This is a genomic window from Streptococcus sp. AM28-20, assembly GCF_003603595.1.
Lineage (GTDB): Bacteria > Bacillota > Bacilli > Lactobacillales > Streptococcaceae > Streptococcus > Streptococcus ilei.
The window spans coordinates 798,257-817,781 of record NZ_QTNK01000001.1 but is presented as its reverse complement, the minus strand read 5'-3'; the positions used below and the strand labels follow the sequence as shown (position 1 = coordinate 817,781).

The window sequence follows — 19,525 nt, the reverse complement described above, 5'->3', positions numbered from 1 at the left end:
TGATAATCTAACTCTCTTATTATATCTGAAAACTTTTCTTTTGACAAGCCCAAACTAATTTTTCTTCGAATCGCTATTTTTGAAAGATCATTTTGTCTTAAAACTCTTATCTCTTGAGATAGATTTCGTCGATCTCATGGTTGGCAGATTTGTGCAGGATCAGTTCGGCTCGGTTTCGGGTGGGCTCGATATAGTCTTTTAGATTTAGGAGATTGATCGACTCCCATACCTGATGAGCGAAAGCGAGGACTTCTGCCTCCGGTTGCTTGGTAAAGCGGTGGTAGTAGTTGCTTGGGTCATCCTTTGCACGCTCCAACAATTTTTTAAAGCGATCGATATACCAGGATTCAATATTGGCCACCTCAGCATCCACATAGATGGAGAAGTCAAAGAAGTCTGTCATATAGAGCCGATCATTTTGAGGATTTTGAAAGACGTTGATCCCTTCTACGATAATAAAGTCCGCAGCTTGAATGGTTTGCTTCTGGTCAGGGACAATATCATAAATCTCGTGAGAATAGACAGGGATTTGATAGCTTTGCCCATTTTTGAGCTGATTCAGGAAATCTAAGAGAAGTTCCATATCATAACTTTCAGGGAAGCCTTTGCGATTGAGGATGTTTTGTTCAATCAAGGTGGCGTTGGGATACAAGAAGCCATCGGTGGTCACCAATTCAACAGTAGAACCAGAAAAAGTCCGAGAAAGAAGGATTTGAAGGAGGCGACTCGTCGTTGATTTGCCGACAGCTACTGACCCTGAAATCCCGATAATGAAGGGCTGTTTTTTACTTTCCTGTTGGAGGAAGATACCTTTAGAAAATGCTAAATCTTCTTTCGCTTTTTTGTAGATTTGAATTAAGTGTGTCAGCGGTAAATAAATGTCTGTCACATCTTGTAAACTAATGAGGTCATTAAAACTCTTGATCGAATTCAATTCCTCTTCAGACAGAGGAGGGGTTGATTTCCGGTAGAGATTTTGCCAAGTTTGTCGATTGATTTTTTCGAAGTGTAGAAATTCTTTTTCCATTACAAGCCTTTCCTCCATAGTGACCTTTAGTATATCAGTTTTAAGATCTTCTGTAAACGATTTAAAAATAGGTTAAATTATGCTATAATGCTAATATGAGTAAAATGTACTATGATGAACATCCAGATGCTCAACATGATATCCACGAGTTACAGGTGGTTCTTCTAGGAGAGCGGATGAAATTTCTGACGGATGCCGGTGTTTTTAGTAAAAAAATGATCGACTTTGGTAGCCAGGTCCTCTTATCTTGTTTGTCCTTCCAGCAAGGAGAGACGGTTTTGGATGTTGGTTGCGGGTATGGTCCACTTGGTCTCTCTTTGGTTAAGGCCCAAGGGATCCATGCGACTATGGTAGACGTCAATACACGGGCTTTAGATCTAGCTCAGAAAAACGCAGATTTAAATCAAGTTGAAGCAAAGATCTTCCAATCCAATGTTTATGATCAGGTTGAGGGAAGTTTTGATCATATTATCAGTAATCCTCCCATTCGGGCTGGAAAAAAGGTAGTCCATCAAGTGCTTTCTGGAAGTTTTGACCATTTGAATCCTGGTGGAGACTTAACTATTGTCATCCAGAAAAAACAGGGAGCTCCAAGTGCGAAGGCCAAAATGGAGGAAGTCTTTGGGAATTGTGAAATCCTCAAAAAAGACAAAGGTTATTATATTTTAAGGAGTGAAAAAGTCACATGAGAGCTGTAGATATCATTCAGAAAAAACGTGATGGCATTGAGTTGAGTAAAGATGAGATTCATTGGTTGATCGAAGGCTATGTGGCTGGAACAGTACCTGATTATCAAATGGCTGCCTTTGCCATGGCGGTTTATTTCAAGGGGATGACGACCCGAGAAATTTCAGATTTGACCATGAAGATGGTGGAGACAGGGGAGCAATTCGATCTTTCCGCTATTAAAGGCATCAAGGTGGACAAACACTCAACAGGTGGTGTAGGAGACAAAGTAACAATTGTACTGGCACCTCTAGTGGCTAGCTTTGGCGTCCCAGTTGCCAAGATGAGCGGTCGGGGTCTTGGACATACAGGGGGGACCATCGATAAGCTAGAATCCATTAAAGGATTCCAAATTGAGCGGACCCAGGAAGAGTTCATTAAACAAGTACAAGAGATTGGCCTTTCTGTCATTGGACAGTCGGACCAATTGGTCATGGCGGATAAGCTTCTCTATGCACTTCGGGATGTAACAGCGACGGTTGATACAATTCCATTGATTGCTAGCTCTGTCATGAGTAAGAAGATTGCTGCTGGGGCAGATGCCATCCTTCTCGATGTCACCGTTGGAGAAGGGGCCTTTATGAAGACCATTGAAGAGGCGCGTGAACTAGCTCGTACCATGGTGGATCTTGGAAATGCTGTCGGGCGCAAGACCATTGCTGTCTTGACAGATATGAGCCAGCCTTTAGGAACCAGCATCGGGAACCGTCTCGAAATTCTTGAAGCCTTAGATATTCTTCAAGGCAAAGGCAGAGAAGATGTAACCCACTTTATTTGTGAATTAGCCCAAATTATGTTGGAGCTTGGTGGGGTGACGGCCAGCTTGGAAGAAATCAAGCAACATCTAACAGCCGGCAAAGCTTTGAAGAAGTTTGAAGAAATGGTCCTTGCTCAAGGTGGAGATTTGGAAGATCTCTACCGTCCAGTTCAGGTAAAAGAACAAGTGCCTGTCTATGGAGAAAAGGATGGCTATATTGCAGCCTTGCCTGCTATGGAACACGGACTCTTTGCTATGCGTCTGGGGGCTGGAAGAGCTGTCAAATCAGATGATTTAGACTATGAAACAGGGATTGTTTTCGCTAAGAAAGTTGGGGATCCTGTTCAAAAAGGCGACCTTGTTGCAACTATTTATACAAATTTAGAAATTAGTCAAAAAACCATTGCAGAATTCCAAAAAAATGTTAAAATACTAGACAAGGTTGTAAGCGTTTCAGAAATTATTGAAATTGTTTCGTAATTCATTTGGGGGAGATTTATTAATGAAATTAAACAAATATATTGACCACACATTATTAAAACCTGATGCACAACAAGAACAAATCGAGGCTTTGATCGAAGAAGCGAAAGAATATGATTTTGCAAGTGTTTGTGTCCAACCGACCTGGGTCAACTTCGCTGTAGAAGGACTTCGGGATTCAGATGTAAAAGTGTGTACAGTCATTGGTTTCCCTCTTGGCGCAAATACACCAGCTGTTAAAGCATTTGAAACTCAAAATGCCATCCAAAATGGAGCCGATGAGATCGATATGGTCATCAATATCGGTGCCTTGAAATCAAAAAATCTGACATTAGTAGAAGAGGACATTCAGGCTGTTGTAGATGCAAGTGGTGATCGCTTGGTAAAAGTGATAATCGAAACCTGCTTGTTAACTGAAACTGAAAAAGTAGTGGCTTGCCAGATTGCCAAATTGGCAGGAGCAGACTTTGTCAAAACTTCAACTGGTTTCTCTACTGGAGGAGCAACTGTTGAGGATGTTGCCCTCATGCGCCAGGTTGTTGGACCGGATATGGGAGTGAAAGCATCTGGAGGTACTCGTAGCTATGAGGATGCACAAGCCATGATCCAAGCGGGTGCTAACCGAATCGGCACTTCCTCTGGAGTAGCCATCATGAAGGGAGAAGTAGCCCATGGCGACTACTGAGTTGATTGACTTAGCTGTAAAAACAAGTGAGAATGCTTATGTACCTTATTCTCATTTTCCAATTGGAGCTGTTCTTGTGACAGATGATGGGAAGATTTATACAGGCGTCAATATTGAAAATGCGAGCTTCGGCTTGACCAATTGTGGCGAGCGGACAGCCATCTTTAAGGCTGTTTCAGAAGGAGAGCGTTCATTTAAGGAATTAATTATTTATGGTCAGACGGAAAAACCAGTTTCACCCTGTGGTGCTTGTCGACAGGTGATGGCTGAATTTTTCGAGCCAGACCTACCGGTTACTCTGGTAGCCAAAGATAAATCGACGGTCGTGATGACGGTCAAGGAATTGCTTCCATATTCCTTTACAGATCTTACCTAGTAACATCTGTAAAGGCGGTCTATTGACCCTTTCATTAATCCGCAACTTAGTTGCATATCTTATTTAGGAGGTTCAGAAATGAACAAGAAACAATGGTTAGGCCTAGGTCTAGTAACTGTCGCTGCAATCGGACTTGCTGCATGTGGAAATCGTGCGTCTCGCAAAGATTCTTCAGATGCAAAAACTGATTTAAAAGCTGCTATCGTTACTGACACAGGTGGTGTTGATGATAAATCATTTAACCAATCTGCATGGGAAGGTCTACAAGCTTGGGGTAAAGAAAACGGTCTTTCTAAAGATAACGGATTCACTTATTTCCAATCTACAAGTGAAGCAGATTTTGCAAATAACTTTAGCCATGCTGCTACAAACGGCTACAAATTAGTTTACGGTGTTGGTTACAAACTTGCTCCAGCTGTTACAGCTGCTGCGGATGAAAATGCTGATATCAACTACGTTATCATTGACTCTGTTGTAGGCGACAAAAAGAACGTAGCATCTGCTGTTTTTGCGGATAATGAAGCTGCTTACCTTGCAGGGGTTGCTGCTGCCAAAACAACTAAGACTAACAAAGTTGGTTTCATTGGTGGAGCACGTGGTGAAGTTATCACTCGTTTTGAAAAAGGATTTGAAGCAGGCGTGAAGTCTGTAAACAAAGACATTTCAGTAGATGTACAATATGCTGAAGACTTCAACAACCCTGAAAAAGGAAGAACTATTGCAGCGACACAATACGCTGCAGGAGCTGACGTTATTTACCAAGCTGCTGGTGGTACAGGAGCTGGTGTCTTCAAGGAAGCTAAAGACTTGAACGAGAAGAAAAATGAAGACGAAAAAGTTTGGGTTATTGGTGTAGACCGTGACCAAGTCGACGAAGGTAAATACACTTCAAAAGATGGTAAAGAATCTAACTTCGTATTGGCTTCAACTTTGAAACAAGTTGGTAAAACTGTTCAAGAAATCGCAACTCAAACTGCTGATGGCAAATTCCCAGGTGGAAAAGTGATCACATTTGGTTTGAAAGATGGTGGTGTTGATTTGACAACTTCTAATCTTTCTGAAGATGCTAAAAAAGCTGTAGAAGATGCTAAAAAACAAATTATTGATGGTAGCGTAAAAGCACCTGAGAAATAAGAACCTTCGGGAAGCGATCCATCCTTCTTGGGTCGCTTTTTTTCGAGGTGTTGAGACATTTTGTCTCAATAGAACTTACTAACTTGTTTAGCAGGTCCTACTGAAATAAAATATAGTTTTCTAGAAAGGAATATTCGAATGGCACACGAAAACGTCATTGAGATGCGTGAAATTACCAAAATTTTTGGTGAATTTGTCGCAAACGACAAAATCAACCTCGAATTGCGTAAAGGTGAAATTCATGCACTTCTTGGTGAAAATGGAGCTGGGAAATCAACCCTGATGAATATGTTGGCTGGTCTTTTGGAACCAACGAGCGGAGAAATTGTGGTCAATGGGAAGTCTGAAAAATTAGATTCTCCTTCAAAGGCTGCTTCTCTAGGGATCGGGATGGTTCACCAGCACTTCATGTTGGTAGAAGCTTTCACTGTTGCAGAAAATATCATTCTTGGTAGCGAAGTAACGAATAAAGGTGTATTAGATTTGAAAAAGGCTAATGCAGATATCCTTGAGTTGTCAGAACGCTACGGCTTGGCTGTGGATCCTACAGCAAAAGTTGAAGATATTTCTGTTGGTGCTCAACAACGTGTAGAAATCTTGAAGACACTCTATCGCGGAGCTGATATTCTGATTTTCGACGAGCCTACAGCGGTGCTAACTCCTGCTGAAATTTTGGAGTTGATGGATATCATGAAAGCCCTTGTTAAAGAAGGGAAATCTATCATCCTCATCACCCACAAACTGGACGAAATTCGTGCGGTTGCGGACCGTGTCACAGTTATTCGTCGTGGGAAATCCATTCAAACCGTTGGCATCGAAGGTGCTACCAATAAAGATTTAGCGGAAATGATGGTTGGGCGCTCAGTTTCCTTCGTAACAGAAAAAGAAGAAGCGCAGCCTAAAGAAGTGGTTCTGCAAATTTCTGACTTGGTAGTGAATGAAAACCGTGGTGTCCCTGCGGTTAAAGAGCTATCTCTTGACGTTCGCGCAGGTGAAATTGTCGGGATTGCAGGGATTGATGGCAATGGTCAGAGTGAATTGATTCAGGCGATTACCGGACTTCGCAAAGTCAAATCAGGTAGTATCAAAATTAAGGGACAAGAAGTTGTTGGCCTTTCCCCCCGTAAGATTACTGAAATGAATGTCAGCCACGTGCCTGAAGATCGTCATCGTGATGGTCTTGTGCTCGAAATGATGCTTTCTGAAAACATCGCACTTCAAACTTACTACAAAGAACCACTTAGCAAAAATGGTGTTTTGAATTACAATCAAATTAATTCCTATGCCCGCAAGTTGATGGAAGAATTTGATGTTCGTGCAGCTAACGAGATTGTGCCAGCAAGTGCTCTATCAGGAGGAAATCAACAAAAAGCCATTATTGCTCGTGAAGTTGATCGGAATCCAGATTTGTTGATCGTTAGCCAACCGACACGTGGATTGGACGTTGGTGCGATTGAGTACATCCATAAACGTTTGATTGGTGAACGTGATAAAGGGAAAGCCGTCCTCGTAGTCAGCTTCGAATTAGATGAAATTCTAAATCTATCCGACCGGATTGCTGTTATTCATGATGGAAAAATCCAAGGTATTGTGAAGCCATCTGAGACCAACAAACAAGAGCTTGGTATTCTTATGGCTGGTGGAGAAATCAAGGAGGCTTCAAATGAATAAAAATACAAGACAAATTGCTATTCCTTTTATTTCTGTAATCCTAGGAATCGTCCTCGGAGCCATTATCATGTGGATCTTTGGTTATGATGCTCTTTGGGGTTATGAAGAACTCTTCAAGACAGCTTTTGGTTCCATTAAAAATGTGGGTGAAATTTTCCGTACTATGGGGCCGCTGATCTTGATCGCTCTCGGATTTGCGGTAGCCAGTCGAGCTGGATTTTTCAATGTTGGCTTACCAGGACAAGCCTTGGCTGGTTGGATCGCGGCAGTATGGTTCGCTTTGTCCTTCCCAGATATTCCGCGTATCCTGATGATTCCTTTGACGGTCCTTGTGGCTGCAATTGCCGGTGGTCTCATTGGTTTAATTCCAGGACTTCTGCGAGCATTTTTGGGGACGAGTGAAGTCATCGTTACTATTATGATGAACTACATCGTACTGTTTGCTGGAAATGAAATTATCCGGAACTTCCCTAAAAAGTTCATGGTCGATTCTGAATCCAGTATTACAGTTGGGGCAAATGCAAGTTATCGTTTAGGCTTTCTGACGGAATTGACTAAGTCACGGATGAATATCGGTATCTTTATCGCCTTGATTGCTGTTGCAGTTATTTGGTTCATTATTAAGAAAACAACACTTGGTTTTGAAATCCGTTCCGTTGGTCTCAACCCGAATGCTTCAGACTATGCAGGGATGTCAGCTAAACGTACCATCATCCTTTCCATGGTGATTTCAGGTGCCCTTTGTGGGATTGGAGGAGCTGTAGAAGGGATTGGTACCTTCCAGAACGTTTATGTTCAAGCTGGTTCCTTGGCTATTGGATTTAATGGGATGGCGGTGGCCCTCCTTGCTAGCAATTCTCCTATCGGGATTGTCTTTGCGGCCTTCTTGCTTGGTACCCTGCAAACAGGTGCGCCAGGTATGACCACAGCGACCATTCCACCAGAACTTGTCAATATTGTGACAGCTTCGATTATCTTCTTTGTAAGTGCTCATTACATTATCGAAAAATACATCAAGCCTAAAAAACAAATGAAAGGAGTAGAGTAAGGATGAATACTGTTGCTATACTAACGATTCTTGTATCGAATATGCTGGTCTATGCTGCTCCCCTCATTTTCACTAGTATCGGAGGAGCCTACTCCGAACATGCTGGTGTCGTTAATGTCGGTTTGGAAGGTATCATGGTTATGGGAGCCTTCACTGGTGTCGTGTTTAACTTGACTTTTGCTGACTCTCTTGGTGGCATGACCATCTGGTTATCTCTCCTTGCAGGTGGTTTGGTTGGTCTTATTTTCTCTGCTATCCATGCTGTAGCTACTATCAACTTCCGTGCTGACCACGTGGTGAGTGGTACGGTATTGAACTTGTTGGCTCCTGCCTTAGCTGTCTTCTTGGTAAAAGCAATCTACGGAAAAGGTCAAACCAACAATATCGATTTGTCATTTGGTAAATTTGATTTTCCTTTCTTGTCTGATATCCCTGTTATTGGAGATATCTTCTTCAAGAATACAAGCTTAATGGGATATGTCGCGATTGGATTTTCATTTGTAGCCTGGTTTATCATGTTTAAAACGAAGTTCGGTCTTCGCCTTCGCTCAGTTGGTGAACATCCACAAGCTGCGGATACCCTTGGGATTAATGTTTACCTCATGCGTTACTATGGTGTGCTCATCTCTGGATTTTTAGGAGGAGTTGGGGGTGCCTTGTATGCACAATCTGCTTCTGTTAATTTCTCTGCAACTACCATTGTAGGACCTGGATTTATCGCCCTAGCGGCTATGATCTTTGGTAAATGGAACCCAATCGGTGCCATGTTATCCAGTCTATTCTTTGGTCTTTCACAAGCCTTGGCGGTTGTGTCTACGCAGATTCCTTTCCTTGCCCATATTCCAGGAGTCTACCTCCGTATTGCGCCGTATGTATTGACCATCATCGTCCTAGCAGCCTTCTTTGGTAAGTCGGTTGCACCAAAAGCAGATGGTGTGAACTACATCAAGTCTAAGTAAAAGCCTCCTTTATGGAAAAAGAAAGCACGAGTCGCTCGAACTCGTGCTTTTTGTATGCTTATGGATTGGTTTGCATTTCTGCAAGTAGGTTTTCGGCCGTCGTAGTAGGCAAGATACGCAGACGATTTAGCGAGTAGAGGCCATCATCTAAACTAGCTAGTCCATTGTTGGTCGTCAAGCCCATTTTGTAGCCATTGGTTTTTGCTAGATCCATGGTGACGTCAGAGTAGCGACCAGCGGGGTAGACAATGGTGGTCGTGGTTTGATTGAGTTTCTTGTCTAATACTTGTTTGGAATTGGCTAGTTCAGCTTTTTGAGTGGCAGTATCTGATTGGGCCAAATCTGGGTGGGATACCGTATGGCTCTCAAAAGTAAGGCCTTGTGCTTTCATTTCTTTGATTTGATCAAAGGTTAGAACGCTTGGTTTTTCCTTTTCAGAAAATGAAGTAATGATATTATTGGTTGCGGTCATTTGGTATTTTTTTAGGAGTGGATAGACTATGGTATAAAAGTCTGAAATTCCATCATCGAACGTCAACCAAACGACTTTGCCACCTTCAGGCAGTTCATTTTTTGTAAGTGCGCGATAAGCTTCTTCAGGCGTCAGGGTGTAGTAACCGGCCCCTTTTAAGGCTTTGAGATGACTCTCGAAGGTTTCTGGTGCTACAATGAGGTTGGCATTGGCCTCTTCCGAAGGGGCCATCGTGTGAACAGCGTGGTACATGAGAATTGGGATTTTCACAGGTTGCTCTTGTTTTACCCATTTGGTAGTAGAACCTTGCTGTTTCATCGTCTGACTTGTATTTGTTTCTTGCTTGTCAGCAACGGGAGTACTAGCAGCTCGTTTTAATAGAAGAAAGCCTAAAATGAAGATGCAGGATAGCAGAAAAGCATTTAAAATAAGTAGTAAGCGTATTTTCTTTGGGACACGTCTTTTTCGGTGATTCATAGAGACCCCTTTCTAATTCATTATCATTATATCATAGGGGCAGGAAATCTTTTCAAGACAAAGTTACAAATGGACTAAAATTTTGGGAAATCTCCTTGATTTTTGAAGGAATGGCTTGCTAGTACGTTTAGTGAGAAGATTTAAATCTGAGAAAGTGGAGTTCTTGTAGAGGAAGAAGGCCATAGAACTAGTCAGAAGGGGCTAGTTTTTGATATAATAGACTATATTAGATGTTTAAGGAGACCAACATGTCTGTAAAAATTGCCTTACTAGGATTTGGTACTGTTGCCAGTGGCGTACCATTTTTATTAAAAGAAAACCATGAAAAGATCAGCCAAGCTGCTCAGTCTGAAATTGAAGTAGCTAAAGTTCTTGTCAAGGATGAAGAAGAGAAAGCCCGCTTATTAGCTGCTGGTCATGACTATAACTTTGTGACCAATGTTGATGAGATCATTGAAGACAAAGACATTGCCATCGTGGTTGAATTGATGGGTCGAATTGAGCCAGCTAAGACCTTTATTACACGAGCTCTTCAAGCTGGAAAACATGTCGTAACAGCTAATAAAGATTTGCTTGCGGTTCATGGAGCTGAGTTGATTGCGATCGCCAAAGAGCATGGCGTTGCCCTCTATTATGAAGCAGCAGTAGCTGGAGGTATTCCAATCCTTCGTACCTTGGTGAATTCTTTGGCTTCTGACAAGGTGACCAAAGTTCTCGGTGTGGTCAATGGTACTTCTAACTTCATGATGACCAAAATGGTCGAAGAAGGTTGGACTTATGAAGATGCTTTAGCAGAAGCGCAACGACTTGGTTACGCTGAAAGTGACCCGACCAATGACGTTGAAGGGATCGATGCTGCTTATAAGATGGTGATTTTGAGCCAATTTGCCTTTGGGATGAACATCCAATTTGACCAAGTAGGGCACAAAGGGATCAGTCAAATCACTCCTCAGGATGTCTCAGTAGCTCAAAGTCTTGGTTATGTGATCAAGTTGGTCGGCTCCATTGTTGAAACAGAGTCAGGAATCGCAGCAGAAGTGACACCAACCTTCCTCCCAAAAGAACATCCACTTGCTAGCGTGAACGACGTCATGAATGCGGTCTATGTGGAATCGATCGGGATTGGTGAGTCTATGTACTATGGTCCTGGTGCAGGTCAAAAACCAACAGCCACTAGTGTAGTCGCTGACATTATTCGCATTGTTCGTCGCCTCAATGAGGGAACAATTGGAAAAGCCTTTAACGAATACAGCCGTCCTGTGCAATTGGCTAAACCAGAAGATGTGAAGAGTGATTATTACTTCTCTATTCAAACTCCAGATATGAAGGGACAATTGCTCAAGTTGGCACAAATTTTCAACCAAGAAGATGTTTCCTTTAAGCAGGTTCTTCAAGCAGGTGCTAAAGATTCTGTGGCTCGTGTTGTGATTATCACTCACCAATTGAATCAAACACAATTGCACCACATCATTGAGAAAATTGATGCTGAAGCTGACTTTACCTTGTTGAATACCTTTAAAGTATTGGGAGAATAAGATGAGAATTACAGTACCAGCGACTAGTGCCAATGTAGGGCCAGGATTTGATTCTGTTGGGATCGCTGTTTCTAAGTATTTGACCATTGATGTGCTAGAAGCGCAAGAAAACTGGTGGATTGAACACGATTTAGGAGAGGAGATTCCAAGCGATGAAGAGAATCTCTTGCTTCAAACTGCTCTCCAAGTCGCATCCGATTTGCCTCCTCATCGTCTCAAGATGACTAGTGAAGTGCCTTTGGCGCGTGGTCTTGGTTCCTCTAGCTCTGTTATTGTAGCGGGGATTGAGTTGGCTAATCAACTGGGCAACTTATGTCTTAGCGATGAAGAAAAACTAGAGATCGCGACAAAAATCGAAGGTCATCCGGACAATGTAGCGCCAGCTATTTTTGGAAATCTGGTCGTAGCAAGCTATGTGGATCAGGAGACCCATCATTTGGTTCTTCCATTTCCTGAGTGTGCACTAGTGGCCTTTGTTCCGAATTACGAACTCAAAACCAGCGATAGCCGAAATGTCCTTCCTAGTGAATGGTCTTATAAGGAAGCTGTGGCAGCCAGTTCGATTGCAAACGTGGCCATCGCTGCCCTTGCTAAGGGGGACTTAAGAGTCGCAGGAAAAGCCATCGAAGGCGATCGCTTCCATGAGCGCTACCGTCAACAACTAGTTGCAGAGTTCCCTCAGGTGAAAGAACTTGCGCATCAACATGAAGCTTATGCGACTTACCTTTCTGGTGCAGGTCCAACCATTATGACCATGCTCCCCGTTGAACATGCAGAAGCCTTTGCCAAAGACTTGGAGTCTAAGGCTTTAAATGGTCAGGTTTTCTCATTAAAGATTGACACAACTGGTGTGAAGGTAGAAGCTTAGTGAATCTTGATTCAAAGAAAAAAATGATTAGATAGGCTAAATTAGTCTATCTAATTTTATTTATCTATGATAAAATAGTTTTATAAATCATTTGTCTATCAAATTATTTTAGGATAATAAACAATTATTCAAAAGATAGATAGAAATGTAAAGGAGATTGTAATTCTAATGAAAGACTTTGAACGTCATCAACTTGCTACGGAACTTGGATTCCAGTATGATCCTCAAACCTCATCTATTTATGGTGAAAACTCTGGGTATTTCTTTTTAATGAGAGAGACAGACACAAAAAATGTCTTCACCATTGCTCTTTCTGTTTCTCGTGATGATGCGGAAGAAGCAGCGGCTCAATTGCATCAAATGGTCAAAGAATCTTCTGTTCTGAAGAGCGTTAGCCTCAACCAATATGTCACAACTTTCACTGTAAAAGCTGGGATGACCAAGGCAAAAACGATTGAGAACATTCACCAAGCCCTAACAGAAATCCTGCAATTTTTACAAACCAATGGTTTCTACACTGTATGTGGCTACTCTGGTGAAAAAGGTCCGGTTGGTCTCTACCAGATTGGAGATTCCCTCTTCTTGATGAATGAAGAAAACTATCAAATTGTGAGTTCCCAACTAAAAATTGAAACAGATTCATATAATAGTCAGAAAGAAAATGTCCTTCTTGGAACAGTCGGTGCCTTTATTGGTGCCATTATCGGAGGAGCTGTGACTCTTTTTATTGCCCGTCTCGGCTACGTAGCTTTTTATGCTGGTTTCATCCTTGGGATCTGTGTTGTCAAAGGCTATGAGATCTTAGGGAAGAAATTTAGCAAACTTGGTGCAGTTATTTCTAGTATCCTCTTGTTGGTGACTGTTGTTCTCGTTCACCAATTTGACTATGCCTTAGAAGCAGTTAAACAGCTTGGACTCGACTTTAGTGATGGATTTGATTTGATCAATTCCCTTGTTCTAAATGGTGAAGCACCTGATAAATACTTCTTTAACTTCTTTATGTTGGCAGTCTTTACCATTATTGGGGGTGGGGTTGCCATTGGCTCAGCCTTGTCCACTCAAGAAACACGTGGCATTGCGCGTAAGATTGGCTAATTTAATAAACCCTTGTTTAAAAAAATTAAAACAGAAGTGGTCTTTTGGCTGTTTCTGTTTTTTTACTTCTTAGTCGAAAAGTAGGCTGGTTTTTGTTATAATGGATAAGATAACGTTTAGAAGAGAGTTGTGAGATGGAAATCTTAAAGCAAATCAAAGAGGAGTTGGCTGGCATTGAGATTTTGTTCAATGAGCCACTCAAGCAATATACCTATACCAAGGTTGGAGGGGCTGCAGACTATTTGGCCTTTCCTCGCAATCAATATGAATTAAAACGAATTGTCACCTTTGCCAATGCTCATGAAATTCCTTGGATGGTCTTGGGGAATTCTTCGAATATTATCGTCCGTGACGGTGGGATTGAAGGTTTTGTGATCATGTTTGATCATTTCCATGATGTCCGTGTCAATGGGTACGTGATTGAAGCAGAGGCAGGTGCTAAGCTGATCGATGTGACTCACGTAGCCCGCTACCATAGCTTGACAGGCTTCGAATTTGCTTGTGGGATTCCTGGTAGCATTGGGGGTGCTGTTTACATGAATGCTGGTGCCTATGGTGGCGAGATTGCCCATATTCTCCAATCTTGTAAGATCTTGACGCCAGAGGGTGAAATAAAAACCCTATCCGCAAGTGATTTGGCCTTTGGTTATCGCCATTCCAAGATCCAAGAGACAGGAGATGTGGTGATTGCTGCTAAGTTTGCCTTAGCACCTGGCAACTATGATCAGATCAATCAAGAAATGGCGCGCTTGACTCATTTGCGAGAGCTGAAACAACCTCTCGAATACCCGTCTTGTGGCTCTGTTTTCAAACGTCCAGTCGGTCACTTTGCAGGACAGTTGATCAGTGAGGCAGGATTGAAGGGACACCGGATTGGTGGTGTAGAGGTTTCTGAAAAGCATGCTGGCTTTATGATCAATGTCGATCATGGGACTGCCAAAGATTATGAAGACTTGATTGCTCATGTCATCGCGACAGTTGAAAAATCGACTGGTGTGACCTTGGAGCGGGAAGTCCGTATTATTGGGAAAGATTAACGGTTCGAGATGGAATAGGGGCTACTCTTGGGTAGACCCTTCCTACTTTAGAAGGGGGGTGAGTGCCTATCGATACCGAAAATAGGTGGGGCAGTCTTATAAGTCCCCGAGAGGTGTTGGTGGCCTGACGGGTATTCTCGTCAGCCTATGAGACTAGTGGTTGGTCTCAGATGGAAACGCATGAAAAAGAAGGAATTTATGTGAATTGAAAAAACCAATTATTGAGTTTAGAAATGTCTCAAAAGTATTTGAAGACAGCGATACAGTGGTTCTCAAAGATATCAACTTTGAGTTGGAAGAAGGGAAATTCTATACCCTCCTCGGTGCTTCAGGATCTGGTAAATCGACGATTTTGAACATTATTGCCGGTTTGTTAGACGCCTCGACAGGGGATGTCCTCTTGGATGGTGTTCGGATCAATGATTTACCGACTAACAAACGGGATGTCCATACCGTCTTCCAGTCCTACGCTCTTTTCCCACACATGAATGTGTTTGAGAATGTTGCCTTCCCTCTTCGTTTGAAGAAGCTAGACAAGGCGGAAATTCAAAGACGAGTGACTGAAGTCCTTAAGATGGTGCAATTAGGAGGATTTGAGAAACGCTCCATCCAGAAACTTTCTGGCGGTCAACGCCAGCGGGTGGCCATTGCACGAGCGATTATCAATGAACCGCGAGTGGTCCTTTTGGATGAGCCCTTGTCTGCCCTCGATTTGAAGTTGCGGACAGACATGCAGTATGAGCTTCGTGAATTGCAACAACGCTTGGGCATTACCTTTGTTTTTGTTACCCATGACCAGGAAGAAGCGCTTGCTATGAGTGACTGGATCTTCGTCATGAACGAAGGAGAAATTGTCCAATCAGGAACACCAGTCGATATCTACGATGAGCCGATCAACCATTTCGTTGCGACCTTTATCGGTGAGTCCAACATCCTTCCAGGGATCATGATCGAAGACTACCTAGTAGAATTCAACGGTAAACGCTTTGAGTCAGTCGATGGAGGGATGAGACCAAACGAACCGGTCGAAGTTGTGATTCGCCCTGAAGATTTGCAAATCACACTGCCCGAAGAAGGCAAGCTCCAGGTGAAAGTGGATACCCAACTTTTCCGTGGGGTACACTATGAGATCATCGCCTATGATGAATTGGGCAATGAGTGGATGATTCACTCAACGCGTAAGGCAATCGTAGGTGAAGAAATCGGTCTGGACTTTGAACCAGAAGATATCCACGTCATGCGTCTCAATGAAACGGAAGAAGAGTTCGATGCACGGATCGAAGAGTACGTAGAAGTGGAAGAGCAAGAAGCCGGATTGATCAATGCCATCGAGGAGGAAAGAGATGAAGAAAACAACCTCTAACCTCTTTGTGGTTCCCTATTTTCTCTGGATCCTCCTCTTTGTCTTGGCTCCTGTAGCCTTGATTATTTGGCAATCCTTTGTTAATGTCCAGGGACAGGGTTCCTTAGAGAATTACCAAACCTTTTTTACAGCGCAGAATTGGACCTACCTCAAGATGAGCTTCAACTCCATTCTCTATGCTGGGATCGTTACCTTTGTGACGCTCTTGATTTCTTACCCGACAGCTTATTTTTTGACCCAGCTCAAGCATCGTCAGCTCTGGCTCATGCTCATCGTCCTTCCGACCTGGGTTAACCTCTTGCTCAAGGCTTATGCCTTTATCGGGATCTTTGGTCAAGGGGGATCTATTAACCAATTCTTGAGCTTTATCGGGATTGGTCCTCAACAGATCCTCTTTACGGACTTTTCTTTCATCTTTGTCGCTAGTTACATTGAGTTGCCCTTTATGATCCTTCCTATCTTCAATGTCTTAGATGATTTGGATCCAAATCTCATCAATGCTAGCTATGACCTAGGAGCTAATAAGTGGGATACCTTCCGTCGGGTTGTCTTCCCGCTGTCTATGAACGGGGTTCGCTCTGGAGTCCAATCGGTCTTTATTCCAAGTTTGAGTCTCTTCATGTTGACGCGTTTGATCGGAGGAAACCGGGTGATTACTCTGGGGACTGCCATCGAGCAGCATTTCCTCACGACACAAAACTGGGGAATGGGATCAACCATTGGAGTGGTCTTGATCCTTGCTATGCTCTTAGTCATGTGGGTAACGAGAGAAAGGAGTGAACGATGAAAAAGATTTCACGTATCTATTTAGGATTGGTTTTCCTACTCCTTTATCTGCCAATCTTTTACTTGATTGCCTATGCCTTTAATGCTGGTGGGGATATGAATGCTTTTACTGGTTTTACCATGGAGCATTTCCAAAGTCTCTTTGAGGATACGCGTCTTATGTTGATCCTCTCACAGACCTTCCTCTTGGCTTTCTTGTCAGCCTTGATTGCGACCATTATTGGGACCTTTGGGGCGATCTATATTTACCAATCTAAGAAGAAGTTTGAAGGACCGTTTTTGTCCATCAATAACATCCTTATGGTGGCACCTGACGTTATGATCGGGGCTAGCTTCCTGATCCTCTTTACGACGATCAAGTTCCAGCTTGGCTTTGCCTCTGTCTTGATGAGTCACGTAGCCTTCTCTATTCCAATCGTGGTCTTGATGGTCTTGCCACGCTTGAAGGAAATGAACCGTGATATGATCAATGCGGCCTATGACCTAGGAGCTACTCAGGTGCAGATGTTGAAAGAAATCATGCTTCCTTATTTGACACCTGCGATCATTGCCGGTTACTTCATGGCCTTTACCTATTCCTTGGATGACTTTGCGGTGACCTTCTTTGTCACAGGAAATGGCTTTACGACCTTGTCTGTTGAGATCTACTCACGGGCTCGCCAAGGGATTTCGTTGAATATCAATGCCCTTTCTGCCCTGGTCTTCCTCTTCAGTATTTTACTGGTGGTCGGCTATTACTTCATCACTAGAGAGAAGGAGGAGACAGTATGAAAAAACTCTATTCATTCTTGCTAGGCATTATCGTGGTGATTCTCGTATTAGCGGGACTAAGTGCCCGTCTTGAAGCCAAGACTAATCCAAAAGACAGTGATAAGCTGGTCATCTACAACTGGGGAGATTATATCGATCCAGAATTGCTCAAGGAATTTACCAAGGAAACAGGCATTCAAGTCCAATACAATACCTTTGATTCCAATGAAGCTATGTACACCAAGATCAAGCAAGGGGGGACAGCATACGATATTGCCATTCCAAGTGAGTACATGATCGCTAAGATGATGGACGAAAACTTGCTTGAAAAGTTGGATAAGTCTAAATTGAAAGGCTTGGACAATATCGACCCACGCTTCTTGGACTTAGACTTCGACCCAGACAATCAGTACTCAGTTCCTTATTTCTGGGGGACCCTTGGTATCATCTACAATAGCAAGATGGTTGATAAGGCGCCTGAGCACTGGGAGGATCTATGGAGACCAGAGTACAAGAATGATATCATGATGTACGATGGGGCGCGTGAGGTCATGGGGATTGGACTTAATAGCTTAGGTTATAGTCTCAACTCCAAGGATCCTCAGCAACTCCAAGAAGCTGTGGATAAGCTTTATACCTTGATGCCTAATATCAAGGCCCTTGTAGCCGATGAAATGAAAGGCTACATGATCCAAAATAATGCAGCCATTGGGGTGACTTTCTCCGGTGAAGCCAGTCAAATGCTGGAAGCCAATGAGGACCTCCGCTACGTCGTCCCATCAGAAGCCAGCAACCTTTGGTTTGATAATATCGTTATTCCAAAGACGGTGAAGAATAAAGAAGCAGCCTATGCCTTTATCAACTTTATGCTTCGCCCAGAAAATGCTTATAAGAATGCTCTCTATGTCGGTTATTCCACACCGAATAAAGAAGCTAAGAAGATGCTACCAAAAGAGGTCCAAGAAGACCAAGCCTTCTACCCAAGTGATGACACGCTAAAGAACTTAGAAGTCTACGAACAACTTGGCAAGAAGTGGTTAGGCGTTTATAACGACCTCTACCTACAAGTGAAGATGTATCGGAAGTAGGAGAGCATTTCTATAAAAGCTAAAGCAAGTTTCTAGCGGTTAAAAACCGGATTGGAACTTGCTTATTTGTGTGAATAGAGGGTATGGGCTTGTTTTAATACTGTTTAGGTTTGAGAAAATTCTTAATGTTTATTAATAAACTAGAAGAAAGGTCAATTCTGTGATAGAATAGTATTATTAATAATGATTGGAGTTAGTTTTGACACTATCAGTTGTAGTCCCGTGTTTTAACGAAGAAGAATCGATTCCATTGTTTTATAGGGAAATGGAACGTGTTCGGATGGAGATGGGAGAAAAGTTTGAATATATTTTTATAAATGATGGCTCTTCAGATGCTACGCTATCCGTTCTTCGAAAGCTACATGTTACAGATTCAAATGTGCATTACCTTTCTTTTTCTCGGAATTTTGGGAAAGAAGCAGCACTCTATGCTGGACTTGAGCGTGCTAGTGGTGAATATGTGACCGTCATGGATGTGGATCTGCAGGATCCTCCTGAATTACTGGTTCAAATGAAGCAAAAATTGGATGAAAATTCAGAATTGGACTGTGTCGGAACCCGACGCGTAACCCGTGATGGTGAACCACCGATTCGTTCCTTCTTTGCACGGATGTTTTATAAATTGATCAATCATATCAGTCAAGTAGAAATGGTTGACGGAGCGCGTGATTTCCGTTTGATGCGTCGCCCAATGGTTGATGCCATTATGGAGTTATCGGAGTACAATCGTTTTTCAAAAGGGATTTTTGCTTGGGTAGGTTTTGAGACAGAATACCTCGAATATAAAAATGTAGAGCGCGTGGCAGGAGAGACATCTTGGAATTTTTGGTCCCTCTTTAAATACTCGATCGAAGGGATTGTCAATTTCTCGGATGCCCCACTAAACATTGCCTTTATTGGTGGACTTTTATCTTGGATCTTGGCCTTTATCATGGTGATTCTGATCGTAATCCGGACCTTAGTCTTTGGGGATCCCACTTCTGGATGGCCATCTCTCATGACAGTGATTCTTTTTCTAGGAGGATTCCAATTACTAACTATTGGGATTTTAGGGAAATATATCGGTAAGATCTTCATGGAGACTAAGAAACGTCCAATCTATGTCATCAAAGAGAAAAGTGAGTAAAAAGCAGAAAACTTCTGCTTTTTTTGCTATAATGATAGGGAAAAAGCATATGAAAGGAATTTAAC

General features: G+C 42.6%; 19 protein-coding genes. 17 read left to right on the top strand and 2 right to left on the bottom strand.

Annotation, left to right across the window (positions count from 1 at the left end; genetic code table 11):
* Positions 1-106: 106 nt before the first annotated feature.
* Positions 107-1,027, bottom strand: coding sequence for a type I pantothenate kinase (coaA, locus tag DW738_RS04280; protein ID WP_123160425.1), 921 nt, complete (start codon positions 1,025-1,027; stop codon positions 107-109).
* Positions 1,028-1,122: 95 nt separating this feature from the next.
* On the opposite strand from coaA, the gene DW738_RS04275 reads away from it, so the two are divergent.
* The 8 genes from DW738_RS04275 to DW738_RS04240 all read left to right on the top strand — a co-directional run bounded on the left by DW738_RS04275 (position 1,123) and on the right by DW738_RS04240 (position 8,863).
* On the top strand, positions 1,123-1,716 hold the full coding sequence (locus DW738_RS04275; protein WP_123160424.1) for a class I SAM-dependent methyltransferase: 594 nt from the start codon (positions 1,123-1,125) through the stop codon (positions 1,714-1,716).
* Positions 1,713-2,990 (top strand): pyrimidine-nucleoside phosphorylase, encoded by a 1,278-nt coding sequence (locus DW738_RS04270; protein ID WP_123160423.1) that lies wholly within the window; start codon positions 1,713-1,715, stop codon positions 2,988-2,990. The genes DW738_RS04275 and DW738_RS04270 overlap by 4 nt, the downstream gene beginning before the upstream one ends.
* Before the next feature lie 22 nt (positions 2,991-3,012).
* Positions 3,013-3,675: a deoxyribose-phosphate aldolase gene (deoC, locus tag DW738_RS04265; protein WP_123160422.1), complete on the top strand. Its 663-nt coding sequence runs from the start codon at positions 3,013-3,015 to the stop codon at positions 3,673-3,675.
* A complete protein-coding gene (locus DW738_RS04260; protein WP_123160421.1) occupies positions 3,662-4,051 on the top strand; it encodes a cytidine deaminase in 390 nt (129 codons plus the stop codon). The genes deoC and DW738_RS04260 overlap by 14 nt, the downstream gene beginning before the upstream one ends.
* Before the next feature lie 78 nt (positions 4,052-4,129).
* On the top strand, positions 4,130-5,185 hold the full coding sequence (locus tag DW738_RS04255; RefSeq protein ID WP_123160420.1) for a BMP family protein: 1,056 nt from the start codon (positions 4,130-4,132) through the stop codon (positions 5,183-5,185).
* A 138-nt stretch (positions 5,186-5,323) separates the two neighbouring features.
* Positions 5,324-6,856, top strand: a complete 1,533-nt coding sequence (locus DW738_RS04250) for an ABC transporter ATP-binding protein (RefSeq protein WP_123160419.1) — start codon at positions 5,324-5,326, stop codon at positions 6,854-6,856.
* On the top strand, positions 6,849-7,904 hold the full coding sequence (locus tag DW738_RS04245) for an ABC transporter permease (RefSeq protein ID WP_123160418.1): 1,056 nt from the start codon (positions 6,849-6,851) through the stop codon (positions 7,902-7,904). The genes DW738_RS04250 and DW738_RS04245 overlap by 8 nt, the downstream gene beginning before the upstream one ends.
* Before the next feature lie 2 nt (positions 7,905-7,906).
* Positions 7,907-8,863, top strand: a complete 957-nt coding sequence (locus DW738_RS04240) for an ABC transporter permease (protein ID WP_023023700.1) — start codon at positions 7,907-7,909, stop codon at positions 8,861-8,863.
* A 58-nt stretch (positions 8,864-8,921) separates the two neighbouring features.
* Here the strand turns inward: DW738_RS04240 and DW738_RS04235 are convergent, their stop codons facing one another.
* Positions 8,922-9,812, bottom strand: a complete 891-nt coding sequence (locus DW738_RS04235) for a polysaccharide deacetylase family protein (protein WP_123160417.1) — start codon at positions 9,810-9,812, stop codon at positions 8,922-8,924.
* A gap of 248 nt (positions 9,813-10,060) precedes the next feature.
* On the opposite strand from DW738_RS04235, the gene DW738_RS04230 reads away from it, so the two are divergent.
* From DW738_RS04230 to DW738_RS04190, 9 genes are all read left to right on the top strand, one after another.
* Positions 10,061-11,347 carry a homoserine dehydrogenase gene (locus tag DW738_RS04230; RefSeq protein ID WP_123160416.1) on the top strand — a complete coding sequence of 429 codons (1,287 nt, stop codon included), beginning with the start codon at positions 10,061-10,063 and terminating at the stop codon, positions 11,345-11,347.
* Position 11,348: 1 nt separating this feature from the next.
* Positions 11,349-12,215 carry a homoserine kinase gene (gene thrB, locus DW738_RS04225; protein WP_123160415.1) on the top strand — a complete coding sequence of 289 codons (867 nt, stop codon included), beginning with the start codon at positions 11,349-11,351 and terminating at the stop codon, positions 12,213-12,215.
* Positions 12,216-12,383: 168 nt separating this feature from the next.
* Positions 12,384-13,310, top strand: coding sequence for a hypothetical protein (locus DW738_RS04220; protein WP_123160414.1), 927 nt, complete (start codon positions 12,384-12,386; stop codon positions 13,308-13,310).
* A gap of 134 nt (positions 13,311-13,444) precedes the next feature.
* The gene (gene murB / locus DW738_RS04215) at positions 13,445-14,347 is read left to right on the top strand and encodes a UDP-N-acetylmuramate dehydrogenase (protein WP_123160413.1); all 903 of its coding nucleotides are present in this window, start codon (positions 13,445-13,447) and stop codon (positions 14,345-14,347) included.
* A 205-nt stretch (positions 14,348-14,552) separates the two neighbouring features.
* Positions 14,553-15,710 carry an ABC transporter ATP-binding protein gene (locus DW738_RS04210; RefSeq protein WP_023023687.1) on the top strand — a complete coding sequence of 386 codons (1,158 nt, stop codon included), beginning with the start codon at positions 14,553-14,555 and terminating at the stop codon, positions 15,708-15,710.
* Positions 15,691-16,497: an ABC transporter permease gene (locus DW738_RS04205; protein WP_023023685.1), complete on the top strand. Its 807-nt coding sequence runs from the start codon at positions 15,691-15,693 to the stop codon at positions 16,495-16,497. The genes DW738_RS04210 and DW738_RS04205 overlap by 20 nt, the downstream gene beginning before the upstream one ends.
* Positions 16,494-17,267 (top strand): ABC transporter permease, encoded by a 774-nt coding sequence (locus DW738_RS04200; protein WP_123160412.1) that lies wholly within the window; start codon positions 16,494-16,496, stop codon positions 17,265-17,267. The genes DW738_RS04205 and DW738_RS04200 overlap by 4 nt, the downstream gene beginning before the upstream one ends.
* The gene (locus DW738_RS04195) at positions 17,264-18,334 is read left to right on the top strand and encodes an ABC transporter substrate-binding protein (protein ID WP_123160411.1); all 1,071 of its coding nucleotides are present in this window, start codon (positions 17,264-17,266) and stop codon (positions 18,332-18,334) included. The genes DW738_RS04200 and DW738_RS04195 overlap by 4 nt, the downstream gene beginning before the upstream one ends.
* Positions 18,335-18,533: 199 nt before the next feature.
* Positions 18,534-19,460: a glycosyltransferase family 2 protein gene (locus DW738_RS04190; protein WP_123160410.1), complete on the top strand. Its 927-nt coding sequence runs from the start codon at positions 18,534-18,536 to the stop codon at positions 19,458-19,460.
* Positions 19,461-19,525: the final 65 nt, after the last annotated feature.

Coding starts and splice junctions, on each gene's coding strand:
- coaA (WP_123160425.1), bottom strand. CDS start 1,027: ATGGAAAAAGAATTTCTACACTTCGAAAAAATCAATCGACAAACTTGG.
- DW738_RS04275 (WP_123160424.1), top strand. CDS start 1,123: ATGAGTAAAATGTACTATGATGAACATCCAGATGCTCAACATGATATC.
- DW738_RS04270 (WP_123160423.1), top strand. CDS start 1,713: ATGAGAGCTGTAGATATCATTCAGAAAAAACGTGATGGCATTGAGTTG.
- deoC (WP_123160422.1), top strand. CDS start 3,013: ATGAAATTAAACAAATATATTGACCACACATTATTAAAACCTGATGCA.
- DW738_RS04260 (WP_123160421.1), top strand. CDS start 3,662: ATGGCGACTACTGAGTTGATTGACTTAGCTGTAAAAACAAGTGAGAAT.
- DW738_RS04255 (WP_123160420.1), top strand. CDS start 4,130: ATGAACAAGAAACAATGGTTAGGCCTAGGTCTAGTAACTGTCGCTGCA.
- DW738_RS04250 (WP_123160419.1), top strand. CDS start 5,324: ATGGCACACGAAAACGTCATTGAGATGCGTGAAATTACCAAAATTTTT.
- DW738_RS04245 (WP_123160418.1), top strand. CDS start 6,849: ATGAATAAAAATACAAGACAAATTGCTATTCCTTTTATTTCTGTAATC.
- DW738_RS04240 (WP_023023700.1), top strand. CDS start 7,907: ATGAATACTGTTGCTATACTAACGATTCTTGTATCGAATATGCTGGTC.
- DW738_RS04235 (WP_123160417.1), bottom strand. CDS start 9,812: ATGAATCACCGAAAAAGACGTGTCCCAAAGAAAATACGCTTACTACTT.
- DW738_RS04230 (WP_123160416.1), top strand. CDS start 10,061: ATGTCTGTAAAAATTGCCTTACTAGGATTTGGTACTGTTGCCAGTGGC.
- thrB (WP_123160415.1), top strand. CDS start 11,349: ATGAGAATTACAGTACCAGCGACTAGTGCCAATGTAGGGCCAGGATTT.
- DW738_RS04220 (WP_123160414.1), top strand. CDS start 12,384: ATGAAAGACTTTGAACGTCATCAACTTGCTACGGAACTTGGATTCCAG.
- murB (WP_123160413.1), top strand. CDS start 13,445: ATGGAAATCTTAAAGCAAATCAAAGAGGAGTTGGCTGGCATTGAGATT.
- DW738_RS04205 (WP_023023685.1), top strand. CDS start 15,691: ATGAAGAAAACAACCTCTAACCTCTTTGTGGTTCCCTATTTTCTCTGG.
- DW738_RS04200 (WP_123160412.1), top strand. CDS start 16,494: ATGAAAAAGATTTCACGTATCTATTTAGGATTGGTTTTCCTACTCCTT.
- DW738_RS04195 (WP_123160411.1), top strand. CDS start 17,264: ATGAAAAAACTCTATTCATTCTTGCTAGGCATTATCGTGGTGATTCTC.